Origin of the sequence: Staphylococcus sp. GDY8P57P (assembly GCF_017892585.1) — a bacterium.
GTDB lineage: Bacteria > Bacillota > Bacilli > Staphylococcales > Staphylococcaceae > Staphylococcus > Staphylococcus borealis.
The window spans coordinates 43247-54593 of the sequence record NZ_JAESLK010000004.1; the positions used below are offsets into that span (position 1 = coordinate 43247).

Genomic DNA, 11347 nt, shown 5'->3' on the forward strand with positions numbered 1-11347 from the left:
TAACTGTCGATATCAGTCGACAGTTACTCCCTTATTTATTTTATGCGTTTTTATTAATGTGGATCTACCATATCTTCAGGTTTAATCCATTCTTTAAATTGTTCTTCTGTCACATGACCAGATTGGATAGCAGATTCTTTTAAAGTTAATCCTTCTTTATGTGCTTTTTTAGCAATTTGAGCCGCTTTTTCATAACCAATATGCGGATTTAAAGCAGTTACTAACATTAATGATTGATTTAAATAATTATTAATATTTTCTTCAATTGGTTCAATGCCTACCGCACAGTTATCATTGAATGTTTGCATACCATCAGCTAGTAAATAGATTGACTGTAATGTGTTATGAAGTATCACTGGTTTAAATACATTCAGTTCAAAATTACCTTGTGAGCTTGCAATACCTACTGTTGTATCATTACCCATAACTTGAACTGCAACCATTGTAAGCATTTCGCATTGTGTCGGATTTACTTTACCAGGCATAATTGATGATCCTGGTTCATTTTCAGGAATTGAAATTTCTGCAAGTCCCGCTCTCGGACCAGACGCTAACCATCTAATATCATTTGCGATTTTCATCAAGTCTGCTGCTAACGCTTTTAACGTACCATGTAATTGAACAACTTCATCATGAGATGTCAATGCATGGAATTTATTGTCAGATGATACAAAGTTATATCCAGTATTATCTGAGATAAATTTAGCAACCTTATTACCAAATTCTGGATGCGCATTAATACCTGTACCAACAGCAGTTCCACCGATAGCTAAGCTTAAGATATGTTTTTTTGATTCTGCTAATAATTCTTCACATTTATCTAACATATAACGCCAACCACTGATTTCTTGTCCTAATTTAATTGGTGTCGCATCTTGTAAATGTGTTCTACCAATCTTAATAATTGATTGATACTTATCCTCTTTTTCTTTAAAAGTATCACGAAGATGTTTTAAAGCGGGTTCAAGTTTTGTTTCCACTTCATGATATAACGCAACATGCATTGCTGTTGGGAATGTATCATTTGAACTTTGAGATTTATTCACATCATCATTAGGATGAATTGATTCGTCAATACCTTGCTCTTTTAAATATTTATTTGCTACAAAGCTAACAACTTCATTAACGTTCATATTACTTTGAGTACCGCTTCCTGTTTGCCAAACAACAAGTGGGAAATGTTCATCTAATTCCCCTTTTAAGATTAAATCACAAGCGTAAATGATGGCATCTTTTTTAGCATCACTTAATTTTCCTAATTCATGATTGGCTAATGCTGCACCTCTTTTTAATTGGGCAAATCCATAAACCACTTCAATTGGCATACGTTCTTTACCTACTGGAAAGTTTCGTTTACTTCTCTCCGTTTGAGCACCCCAATATTTATCTCCGGGTACTTCAATTTCTCCGAATGTATCGTGTTCAATTCTTACTGACATGCGAAAATCTCCCCTTATACAATTATTTAACCATAGTATAGCATTATTTAAAATAAAGGGGCAACGCATTATTAAAGCGGTTTCAACAAATTAAATTAAAGCTCAAATAAAAAAATAACGGTTAGAATATGGATGCATTATTCTAATCGTTATTTTTGATACACTATTCAATTGTTCTTCACCGAATTAACCTTATTCATGCTTGTTATAACCATATTTAACTTTAACTGCTTTAATAACTGCTAAAGCGCTTAAAATATATAACACCACACTAATGATCAATGTAAAAGGACTTAATTGAATTAGAAAGCCTATAAATCCCGTGAGTTGTGCATAAAAATCATTTAATGAATACATTAAAATACCAGTTATTAAAATACAACATAACACACTTATGAATACACCTGTTTGATTACTTTTGATGAAAGGTTGCGCACTTATATTTTCAATTAAACCGTTGGATAAGTTTAATTGCAATTTAATAATTTTAAACAATATAGGTAGATAAAGTGCACCAAATGCGATTGGGAATCCTTTAATTGAAAGTAAACTAATCAAAATAGTGGCAATCGTTAGTGGAAGCCAATATTTATGTAACATTTTACGCTCTCCTTATATTTAATGATTGAAATATATTTTACCATATTTCATAATGCATTAAATTGTATTCAGCCATTAAACTAGTAAAAATTTACATTTACTTAGTATGCTTGTTTCCTAAAAAAATAAACTCGAGACATCTTTAAAGGTCTCAAGTTTATATGAATCAAAAGTATTCGTTTTAAAGCTATCATCTATTCATGCGATTGATTTAATTTGTCCTCATCATTTTCTTCAGAAATTTGTTCCATCTCTTTGCCTAAGGTTTTTAAATCATCTAAATCTTGCACCATCGCATTTTCTTCTTCACGATAATTTAGTTCCGAATCTTTATTTTCAGTCATTTGTCAAACCTCACTTTTAAATTTAAGCAAATCTAGCAGTGAAATATTCTTTAACATCTTCAGGTAGACCTTCAGCAGCCGCTCTATCTAACACTACTGTTACCATTCTATGTGCTTTAAGATCAGAAGGTTCAAAGCTTGATTTACCATTTTCTTTATAAAGTTTTTTAACAACTTCACGTTTATTTGCACCAGTCACAACTAAAACAACTTCACGTGATTTTAATAAACCTTGTCTTACGTTTACATTTAAACTACCCGCTTCATCAATAGATGTAACTTGTAGAATTAATTTTCCTTTATTCTCTTTCGTCTTGATTTTATCATCAATTAAAGACTCCGCATCATCATCAAAATTAATTGGATAAATTTGGCTAGCAGGTACGCCTAACGCCTCATAATATGAACGATTATCATCATAATCCAAAATATTTATTTGACTAAAATCGACTGCATGATGATCAACATCTTTCTTTAGTTCATCTAATACTGGTGCCGCATCTTTAGTTAAATGAATGCCAGCAATCGTTGTAGGATTGTTATTAAATTGCTTTCTAATGATATCTGCTGTGTATTCAGCTACGTGTTCTACATCATTAAATACTTTAAAGTTCATTGCCATTGTCTTTACACTCCTCTTAGTTCATCAATGTCTTATAAATAACGTATTATTTATTAGAATACCCTGGTAGACATTAAATCAAACTATTTTAAAAATGTTATATTAAATCACTAATAAATATAACATTTTTTAATAAAAAGATGCATTGAATTTCAACTTTCGAATTAATGTTTACGATAAACCAGGAAAGTTTTGTTGTCGTAACGCTTCATAGATTAACAATGCTGCTGTATTAGATAAATTCAATGATCTAATATTCTCACTCATAGGAATTCTTAATGCTGTATCCGCGTATTTCTCTTTAACCCAATCAGGTAATCCAGTTGTTTCCCTACCAAATATAAAATAATAATCTGTATTCTCTTTAGCGAAATTAAAATCGCTATAAGTTTGTTTACCAAATTTAGTTAATAAATAATATTCACCATTTGTAATATCAAAGAAGTCTTCAATACTTTCATGATAGGTAATATTAACGTGTTCCCAATAATCAAGACCAGCTCGTTTTAACATTTTATCATCCGTACTAAACCCTAATGGTTTAATCAAATGCAAATGTGTATTTGTCCCTGCACAAGTACGAGCGATATTACCTGTATTAGCAGGAATTTCTGGTTGAAATAAAACAATATGATTTGTCATTTAAAGTTTCCTCATTTCTAATCCTTTTATCATTTCATTTTGAACTTCTTCAAGTTCATGTTCATAGTTTTCGTCTATGAATTCACGTGCTTCTTCTCCTAGAATTTGGCCAATTGCCCAGTACGCAGTTCCCCTAATCATTGGCCTTGGATCATTTAATGCTACTTCTTTAAGTTCAGGTATAGCGGCAACTTCATTAAAGTGTGCTAATGCAATAATAGCGTTACGTTGAATTGGTTTTTTTCCACGCCAAGCACCTGCTAAATGACCATAAGTTTGTTTGAATTCTTTATTGCTCATTTGTAATAATGGTACTAATCGTGGTTTCAATATCTCAGGTTCTAGTATAATATCATCATGTGTCGTGTTTATTCCTTTATTTTTAGGACAAACTTGTTGACATGTATCACATCCATATAAACGATTACCTATTTTATATCTATATTCATCTTGTAGGTATCCTTTCGTTTGTGTTAAAAAGCTAATACACTTTTGAGCGTTTAATTGACCGTTTCCAACAAGTGCTCCCGTAGGACACCTATCAACGCATATCGTACAGTCACCACAGCTATCAAGAATTGGATCATCTGGCTCAAATGGTATACTCACTAACATTTCTCCTAAGTAAGTCCAGGTACCTAAATCGGGGTTAATAATAAATCCATTTCGACCTGCAAATCCAAGTCCAGCTCGCTCTGCAACTGCCCTATCGGATAACACGCCAGTATCAACCATACTCTGTATTTCTACTTCGGGCACTTTAGATTGTATAAAATCCGCAAGTTTATCTAAACGCTTTCGCATAATTGAGTGATAATCTTGTCCCCAAGAAGCGCGTGCAAACATCCCGCGACGATCACCTCTAACACTTTTAGGTGCACCTTTAAGTTTATTAGGATATCCAACAGCTATTGCTATAATTGAACGTGCAGTAGGCAAACTTAATTTTGGCTCAGTTCGTAATGCAATATCTGATTCTTCAAACCCTGAAGCATAGCCTTTTGCGTGATAATCTTCTAATTTCTTTTTAAGTTCATCAAATGGATCAGCTGTAGTAAAACCAATGCTATCTATGCCTATTGAATATGCATAATCGATAATTTCTTCTTTAAGCCAATTATAATCCAATACATTTGCCTCCTTAAAAATGATACATATGACATTTTAACACAATCCTCTTAAAGAAATCGTTAATTATTTATGGACTATTTAAGTATCTTTACATTTTAATAGGAGTCTGAAACGTATATGTCTCAGACTCCTTAATCAGTCATTATTATTTCTATAGTACTCTAGATAAAAAGTTTTGTGTTCTTTTATGCTTCGGTGACTGAAATAGTTGTTGAGGTGAACCTTCTTCTACAACGTATCCATCAGCCATAAAAATAACTTTATCACTTACATCTCTCGCAAATCCCATTTCATGAGTCACAACAACCATTGTCATACCCTCTTTAGCTAGATCTTTCATGACATTGAGCACATCGTATACAACTTCGGGATCTAATGCAGATGTAGGTTCATCAAATAATATGATATCTGGATGCATAGCCAATGCCCTAGCTATCGCAACTCTTTGCTTTTGCCCGCCGGATAATTGTGAAGGATAAACATCAGCTTTATCTTCAAGTCCCACTTTTTTAAGTAATGCAAGTGCCTCTTGTTTCAATTGATTTAAATCGTTCATATTTAGTAACTTAGGTGCCAAAACGATGTTATCCAAGACTGTTTTATGTGGAAATAAATTAAAATTTTGGAATACCATTCCCATTTTTTGACGTAATTTATTTAAATTATTATTCTGATGAGTCAGTTCAGTTCCCTCAAAAATAACCTTTCCACTAGTTGGTGTCTCTAACAAATTTATACATCTTAGCAATGTGCTTTTACCACTTCCAGATGGTCCGATGATGGCTAAAACTTCACCTTTATTTATTTCCAAATTAATATCTTTAAGTACTTCAATTTTATCAAATTTTTTAGTTAGATTTTCTATTTTAATCACTTGCTTTCATTCTCCCTTCAATTAAACTCATAACGCTTGATAATGAGAAAGTTAATATAAAGTACATACATGCAGCTATGATTAATGGTGTGAAAGGATCAAATGATATACCTTGTACAACTTGAGCGTTGAACATAATTTCACCAACACCAATTGTAGATATAATAGATGACTCTTTTATTAAAGTTACAAATTCGTTTCCTAAAGCTGGTAATATATTTTTAAATGCTTGAGGTAATACAATGTGAATCATTGTTTTTGAATAATTTAAACCTAAGCATTGCGCAGCTTCAGTTTGACCTTTATCAACGGCATTAATTCCAGCTCTAATTATTTCTGCAATATAGGCAGAAGAGTTTATGACTAATGCAATCGTTCCACAAATAAGTGCAGAAATATCTAACCCTAAGAGTGCAGTTGTTCCAAAAAAGACTATAAAAACTTGCACTAACATTGGTGTTCCTCTCAAAAATGCGATATAAATTGACGCTGGCCATGAAAGAATTTTAAATTTACTAAGTTTTGCAAGTGCAATAAATGATCCAATAATTGCTCCACAAACTACACCGATTAAAGAAATAAGTACAGTATTTTGCAATCCTTTAACGAAGAAAGTCCCATACTTTTGAATAAAACTACCATCGTCAACCATTTGTTCTGAAGCTATGTTCATATATTTATTGATTAAATTATGATCTTTAACATTTTTGATTGACTCATTTAAATGTTGTAATAAAATAGGTGAGTCTTTAGGTAAAGCAATGACTGTAGGTTTTTTCTCCTCATTAAATGAGACATTGGCAATTTTTAAATCTTTATTTTGCTTAGCGTAGGCTTCAGCTACTGGCTTTTCAATAACTAATCCATCAATTTTTTTACTTTTCAAAGCTAAAATTGCATCTGGTAAACGATTGAGTGAACTTAATTGTGCATTTTCTATTTCTTGCTGCGCAATTTTTTCTTGCTCACTGCCTTTTTGAGCGCCTATTCTTTTATTTTTAAAATCATTTAACGTATGAAATACATCACTATTATTTTCTCTAATTAACATTACATTACCTGTTTCCATGTATGGCTCTGAAAAGTCTACTTCTTTTTTCCTTTCAGGTGTAGACGTCATACCAGATATTATAATGTCTATTTTTCCAGTTTTTAAAGCGCCAAGTAGACTATCAAATTGCATATTAACAATTTTTAATTTTAAATGATTATCTTTTGCAATTTTTTTAGCTAATTCAATATCTACACCCACATATTCTGTCTTACCATTTTTTGTTTTTTCAAATTCCAGTGGTGCATAATCGGCTGATAGTCCTACTCTTAATTCACCTCTTTCTTTAATTTTATTCCAAGTTGCATCTTCATCAGCTAATACCATTGGTTGTATGTATATCAATGTCAAACTAATTAAGATTGCTATAGTTAGTACTTTAGTAATTATTTTCATAAGCAACCTCCTTTAATTAATTCATTATTATACATATAAACGTATTAATATACAATAGTATATTTAAAAAAAGGAGTTAGACAGAATTCTTTTTAAATTCATTGTCCAACTCCCAGCTTGCTTAGCTTGTAGAATGTCTTTATAAAATTTTTTATTGACCACACGCAAGGATGACTATACTGAAAAAAACTTTAGTGTCTTAACAGTTCAGTCACCTACTGCGAATTTGTATAATAACTTCAATATTAAATATATTCCTGGCTCGTAAGCAAGCTTTATTGCTTAGGTATTTCAAATTTATAAATACCATCATGATAACTAGGAATTAATTTTTTGCATATTTCATGAATAATAAATGCACTCACAAATGGAATTACCAAGTAACCAAAAATAAGCAAAATAATATTCATTGTTGCATCACCAGGCATCCTATTAAAGGCATTGATTGGTCCAACTAAACCTGTGTATCCAAATCCAGCAGATAATGGTGTACCTTTAATTCCAATGGCGTATGCTAATACGCCTGATACGATACCATTTAAAGTTAGAGGAACCGCAATGATTAAATGCTTTAAATATACAGGTATCATCATTTTTGCAGCACCAATGAGTAATACAATATTAACACCCATTGAATTAACTCGTATTGATCCAAATATGAAAGTAACACAAGCAGCTACAATTCCCATATTGGCTGCACCACTTCCTAAACCAGTTAAGCTTATAGCTGTGGCAATAGCAACTAATGAAATCGGTGTAACCATCAATAATGAGAACGTTACACTAATCAAAATTGACATAATGAGTGGATTCAAAGCTGTAAATGAATTTACCATATGACCAAGACCATTAGTTATGGTTTGTACATAAGGTAATGTTAAAAGTCCTATTAAACCACTTGCAACAGGAATTAAGACTGGTAATATAATCATTTCAAGTGATCCTAATTTCCCTTGCAAAAGCATATATAATGCACACGCTATAATGACCACTAAAATAATATTAATAATATCACCAATGCCCTTTAATGCAATACCTTGAGAGGTAAATTGTACCGCTCCAGATCCAAGCATAGCCGCTACACCAATCATACATGAGCCTGAACCATTAAACTTAAATTGATGTGCTGCTAAAACTCCAATAATAAATGCCATAAATGATTGAATAATAATCACTAAATGGAATACTAATTGAAGTAATGGATGATTATCCATAAATAATTTTAAAAATTCTCCCAACAATGCATTTGGCAATAAAGCAATGACAACTCCAGCGCCTACAGCATTGAGAATATTACTAAAAAAATACTTTAAACTTATGCGTTGTTTACTCATAGTAGCCTCCGATTTTAAACATTAGCTTTATATTAGTACAATCTACCGTGTTTAACAATATGAACAAATAAGTTTTAATCAAAAATTAATGTTGATACTAACAATACAAACCATTAAAAAAGTTATTTAAAAATTATTATCAAATAAAGTTTTAAATTGTTTTATCATATCCAAAAGTCTAAGCCATTTTCTATTGATATAACAATGCAAGATTAAGGCCATTATCTAAAAGAAACTTATGAAAAAGATAATAAGAAAGCACTTAACATCATTAATGAGTTGTGATATAACTTGTGACATAAATTTTTAATTTAGTCCCCTCTCGTGACATAGATGTGACATAAAAATAGTTTTTAAAAGTGTCTAAAAGCATAAAAAAAGAGCGAAAACATTGATTTAACAACATTTTCACTCTAAAAATTCCTAACAGAATTTAAAAGTATACCGGCGGTCGGGGTCGAACCGACACTCCAATACAGGAACGGGATTTTGAGTCCCGCGCGTCTGCCAATTCCGCCACGCCGGCTCAATTTTTGATAAATAAAAAACTTCCATTTGGAAGCAAAAACTTGGAGCGGAAGATAGGATTTGCACCTATATCTCGTTCCGGGAAGGAACGTATTCTAAAAATTGAAATACTCCCGCATTACTAAAATATGGAGCGGAAGATAGGATTTACACCTATATCTCGTTCCGGGAAGGAACGTATTCTAAGAGTTGAACTACTCCCGCATTATTAAAATATGGAGCGGAAGATAGGATTTGCACCTATATCTCATTCCGGGAAGGAATGTGTTCTAAAAGTTGAACTACTCCCGCATCGTGCATGGAGGCGGCAACCGGATTTGAACCGGTGATAAAGGTTTTGCAGACCTCTGCCTTACCACTTGGCTATGCCGCCAATAACTGGGCTAGCTGGATTCGAACCAGCGCGTGACGGAGTCAAAGTCCGTTGCCTTACCGCTTGGCTATAGCCCATTAATATTATTAAGGGCGGTTGAAGGGAATCGAACCCTCGAGTGTCGGAACCACAATCCGATGCGTTAACCACTTCGCCACAACCGCCATGGCAGGGACAGTAGGAATCGAACCCACATCAAAGGTTTTGGAGACCTCTATTCTACCGTTGAACTATGTCCCTATTATAGATGGTGGAGGGGGGCAGATTCGAACTGCCGAACCCGAAGGAGCGGATTTACAGTCCGCCGCGTTTAGCCACTTCGCTACCCCTCCAAGAGATGGTGCCGGCCAGAGGACTTGAACCCCCAACCTACTGATTACAAGTCAGTTGCTCTACCAATTGAGCTAGGCCGGCATAGTGAAATGGTTCAGGACAGAGTCGAACTGCCGACACATGGAGCTTCAATCCATTGCTCTACCAACTGAGCTACTGAACCATAATTTGTAATGGCGGTCTCGACGGGAATCGAACCCGCGATCTCCTGCGTGACAGGCAGGCGTGTTAACCGCTACACTACGAGACCTAAAAATGTAATTGCGGGAGGCGGATTTGAACCACCGACCTTCGGGTTATGAGCCCGACGAGCTACCGAACTGCTCCATCCCGCGATAATAATTAATGGCGGAGGAAGAGGGATTCGAACCCCCGCGGCCCGTTAAGGCCCTGTCGGTTTTCAAGACCGATCCCTTCAGCCGGACTTGGGTATTCCTCCACTAATTAAATGTAAATTACTATAAAATTGATAAATGGCGGTCTCGACGGGAATCGAACCCGCGATCTCCTGCGTGACAGGCAGGCGTGTTAACCGCTACACTACGAGACCATTAAAATACGGAGGAAGAGGGATTCGAACCCCCGCGAGCCGTTAAGCCCCTGTCGGTTTTCAAGACCGATCCCTTCAGCCGGACTTGGGTATTCCTCCAAAATTATATGGACCTTGCAGGACTCGAACCTGCGACCGAACGGTTATGAGCCGTTAGCTCTAACCAACTGAGCTAAAGGTCCAAATTATAATTCTACAACTAATAAGTAGTGGCGGTGGAGGGGATCGAACCCCCGACCTCACGGGTATGAACCGTACGCTCTAGCCAGCTGAGCTACACCGCCGTTATCTAGTTTGTAAATGTAATATGGTGGAGACTAGCGGGATCGAACCGCTGACCTCCTGCGTGCAAAGCAGGCGCTCTCCCAGCTGAGCTAAGCCCCCATATTGTATTTAAATAAAGTTCCTATCGGGAAGACAGGATTCGAACCTGCGACCCCTTGGTCCCAAACCAAGTGCTCTACCAAGCTGAGCTACTTCCCGTAAGAGAACGCGCCCGATAGGAGTCGAACCCATAACCTCTTGATCCGTAGTCAAACGCTCTATCCAATTGAGCTACGGGCGCAAAATTATATATGGTGCCGAGGACCGGAATCGAACCGGTACGGTGATCTCTCACCGCAGGATTTTAAGTCCTGTGCGTCTGCCAGTTCCGCCACCCCGGCACTATATTAAATAATGGAGCGGAAGACGGGATTCGAACCCGCGACCCCCACCTTGGCAAGGTGGTGTTCTACCACTGAACTACTTCCGCGTATGCGGGTGAAGGGAGTCGAACCCCCACGCCGTAAGGCGCTAGATCCTAAGTCTAGTGCGTCTGCCAATTCCGCCACACCCGCGTATACATGTGAGCCATAGAGGATTCGAACCTCTGACCCTCTGATTAAAAGTCAGATGCTCTACCAACTGAGCTAATGGCTCAAAATAGATGGTGCCGGCCAGAGGACTTGAACCCCCAACCTACTGATTACAAGTCAGTTGCTCTACCAATTGAGCTAGGCCGGCTATTTAGTTTTAAGTTTAAATGGTGGAGAATGACGGGTTCGAACCGCCGACCCTCTGCTTGTAAGGCAGATGCTCTCCCAGCTGAGCTAATTCTCCATTACTATATGCCTGGCAACGTCCTACTC

At 35.6% G+C, this 11347-nt stretch carries 9 protein-coding genes and 27 tRNA genes; all 36 read right to left on the minus strand.

The features are described 5' to 3' along the window. Positions 1–53: 53 nt before the first annotated feature. Positions 54–1439 carry a class II fumarate hydratase gene (gene fumC / locus KA878_RS01885; RefSeq protein ID WP_075108972.1) on the minus strand — a complete coding sequence of 462 codons (1386 nt, stop codon included), beginning with the start codon at positions 1437–1439 and terminating at the stop codon, positions 54–56. A 192-nt stretch (positions 1440–1631) separates the two neighbouring features. Then, on the minus strand, positions 1632–2039 hold the full coding sequence (locus KA878_RS01890) for a hypothetical protein (protein ID WP_193839169.1): 408 nt from the start codon (positions 2037–2039) through the stop codon (positions 1632–1634). A 194-nt stretch (positions 2040–2233) separates the two neighbouring features. Beyond that, the gene (locus KA878_RS01895) at positions 2234–2383 is read right to left on the minus strand and encodes an SAS053 family DNA gyrase inhibitor (RefSeq protein WP_142237138.1); all 150 of its coding nucleotides are present in this window, start codon (positions 2381–2383) and stop codon (positions 2234–2236) included. A 22-nt stretch (positions 2384–2405) separates the two neighbouring features. Further along, entirely contained in the window at positions 2406–3005 is a 600-nt protein-coding gene (locus KA878_RS01900) for a 6-phosphogluconolactonase (RefSeq protein ID WP_193839168.1), read from the minus strand. 171 nt (positions 3006–3176) lie between these two features. Further along, positions 3177–3647 carry a tRNA (uridine(34)/cytosine(34)/5-carboxymethylaminomethyluridine(34)-2'-O)-methyltransferase TrmL gene (trmL, locus tag KA878_RS01905; RefSeq protein WP_053030624.1) on the minus strand — a complete coding sequence of 157 codons (471 nt, stop codon included), beginning with the start codon at positions 3645–3647 and terminating at the stop codon, positions 3177–3179. After that, entirely contained in the window at positions 3648–4775 is a 1128-nt protein-coding gene (gene queG, locus KA878_RS01910) for a tRNA epoxyqueuosine(34) reductase QueG (RefSeq protein WP_075108969.1), read from the minus strand. A gap of 154 nt (positions 4776–4929) precedes the next feature. Next, positions 4930–5652 (minus strand): amino acid ABC transporter ATP-binding protein, encoded by a 723-nt coding sequence (locus tag KA878_RS01915; protein WP_053030628.1) that lies wholly within the window; start codon positions 5650–5652, stop codon positions 4930–4932. Further along, entirely contained in the window at positions 5645–7099 is a 1455-nt protein-coding gene (locus tag KA878_RS01920; RefSeq protein WP_193839167.1) for an ABC transporter substrate-binding protein/permease, read from the minus strand. The genes KA878_RS01915 and KA878_RS01920 overlap by 8 nt, the downstream gene beginning before the upstream one ends. 275 nt (positions 7100–7374) lie before the next feature. Then, positions 7375–8433 (minus strand): PTS sugar transporter subunit IIC, encoded by a 1059-nt coding sequence (locus KA878_RS01925; RefSeq protein WP_193839166.1) that lies wholly within the window; start codon positions 8431–8433, stop codon positions 7375–7377. Positions 8434–8875: 442 nt separating this feature from the next. Beyond that, positions 8876–8959: transfer RNA gene (locus KA878_RS01930), tRNA-Leu, on the minus strand. 44 nt (positions 8960–9003) lie between these two features. Beyond that, positions 9004–9078: transfer RNA gene (locus tag KA878_RS01935), tRNA-Gly, on the minus strand. Between the two features lie 12 nt (positions 9079–9090). Beyond that, positions 9091–9165: transfer RNA gene (locus KA878_RS01940), tRNA-Gly, on the minus strand. 12 nt (positions 9166–9177) lie between these two features. Then, positions 9178–9252, minus strand: a tRNA-Gly gene (locus tag KA878_RS01945). An 8-nt stretch (positions 9253–9260) separates the two neighbouring features. Beyond that, positions 9261–9334 (minus strand) — tRNA-Cys (locus KA878_RS01950). A gap of 5 nt (positions 9335–9339) precedes the next feature. Further along, a tRNA-Gln gene (locus KA878_RS01955) sits at positions 9340–9411 on the minus strand. Between the two features lie 14 nt (positions 9412–9425). Further along, positions 9426–9498, minus strand: a tRNA-His gene (locus tag KA878_RS01960). A 2-nt stretch (positions 9499–9500) separates the two neighbouring features. Then, a tRNA-Trp gene (locus KA878_RS01965) sits at positions 9501–9574 on the minus strand. Between the two features lie 8 nt (positions 9575–9582). Next, positions 9583–9666 (minus strand) — tRNA-Tyr (locus tag KA878_RS01970). A gap of 6 nt (positions 9667–9672) precedes the next feature. Continuing rightward, positions 9673–9748: transfer RNA gene (locus KA878_RS01975), tRNA-Thr, on the minus strand. A gap of 9 nt (positions 9749–9757) precedes the next feature. Further along, positions 9758–9830 (minus strand) — tRNA-Phe (locus KA878_RS01980). Positions 9831–9841: 11 nt separating this feature from the next. Continuing rightward, positions 9842–9917: transfer RNA gene (locus KA878_RS01985), tRNA-Asp, on the minus strand. Positions 9918–9928: 11 nt separating this feature from the next. Then, positions 9929–10002 (minus strand) — tRNA-Met (locus KA878_RS01990). A gap of 11 nt (positions 10003–10013) precedes the next feature. After that, positions 10014–10106: transfer RNA gene (locus KA878_RS01995), tRNA-Ser, on the minus strand. A gap of 35 nt (positions 10107–10141) precedes the next feature. Beyond that, a tRNA-Asp gene (locus tag KA878_RS02000) sits at positions 10142–10217 on the minus strand. Between the two features lie 9 nt (positions 10218–10226). Next, positions 10227–10316 (minus strand) — tRNA-Ser (locus KA878_RS02005). Positions 10317–10325: 9 nt separating this feature from the next. Further along, positions 10326–10399: transfer RNA gene (locus KA878_RS02010), tRNA-Ile, on the minus strand. A 28-nt stretch (positions 10400–10427) separates the two neighbouring features. Then, positions 10428–10501 (minus strand) — tRNA-Met (locus tag KA878_RS02015). 24 nt (positions 10502–10525) lie between these two features. Then, a tRNA-Ala gene (locus KA878_RS02020) sits at positions 10526–10601 on the minus strand. Positions 10602–10626: 25 nt separating this feature from the next. Further along, positions 10627–10700 (minus strand) — tRNA-Pro (locus KA878_RS02025). Between the two features lie 8 nt (positions 10701–10708). Continuing rightward, positions 10709–10782 (minus strand) — tRNA-Arg (locus KA878_RS02030). 11 nt (positions 10783–10793) lie between these two features. Beyond that, positions 10794–10882: transfer RNA gene (locus KA878_RS02035), tRNA-Leu, on the minus strand. Positions 10883–10896: 14 nt separating this feature from the next. Next, positions 10897–10971, minus strand: a tRNA-Gly gene (locus tag KA878_RS02040). Positions 10972–10974: 3 nt separating this feature from the next. After that, positions 10975–11056 (minus strand) — tRNA-Leu (locus KA878_RS02045). 9 nt (positions 11057–11065) lie between these two features. Further along, positions 11066–11138: transfer RNA gene (locus KA878_RS02050), tRNA-Lys, on the minus strand. Positions 11139–11146: 8 nt separating this feature from the next. Beyond that, positions 11147–11222: transfer RNA gene (locus KA878_RS02055), tRNA-Thr, on the minus strand. A 20-nt stretch (positions 11223–11242) separates the two neighbouring features. Then, a tRNA-Val gene (locus tag KA878_RS02060) sits at positions 11243–11318 on the minus strand. Positions 11319–11347: the final 29 nt, after the last annotated feature.

Excerpts from the sequence above, each read along its gene's own strand:
- KA878_RS01895 (WP_142237138.1), bottom strand. The coding sequence starts at position 2,383 with ATGACTGAAAATAAAGATTCGGAACTAAATTATCGTGAAGAAGAAAAT.
- KA878_RS01900 (WP_193839168.1), bottom strand. The coding sequence starts at position 3,005 with ATGGCAATGAACTTTAAAGTATTTAATGATGTAGAACACGTAGCTGAA.
- fumC (WP_075108972.1), bottom strand. The coding sequence starts at position 1,439 with ATGTCAGTAAGAATTGAACACGATACATTCGGAGAAATTGAAGTACCC.
- KA878_RS01925 (WP_193839166.1), bottom strand. The coding sequence starts at position 8,433 with ATGAGTAAACAACGCATAAGTTTAAAGTATTTTTTTAGTAATATTCTC.
- KA878_RS01920 (WP_193839167.1), bottom strand. The coding sequence starts at position 7,099 with ATGAAAATAATTACTAAAGTACTAACTATAGCAATCTTAATTAGTTTG.
- trmL (WP_053030624.1), bottom strand. The coding sequence starts at position 3,647 with ATGACAAATCATATTGTTTTATTTCAACCAGAAATTCCTGCTAATACA.
- KA878_RS01890 (WP_193839169.1), bottom strand. The coding sequence starts at position 2,039 with ATGTTACATAAATATTGGCTTCCACTAACGATTGCCACTATTTTGATT.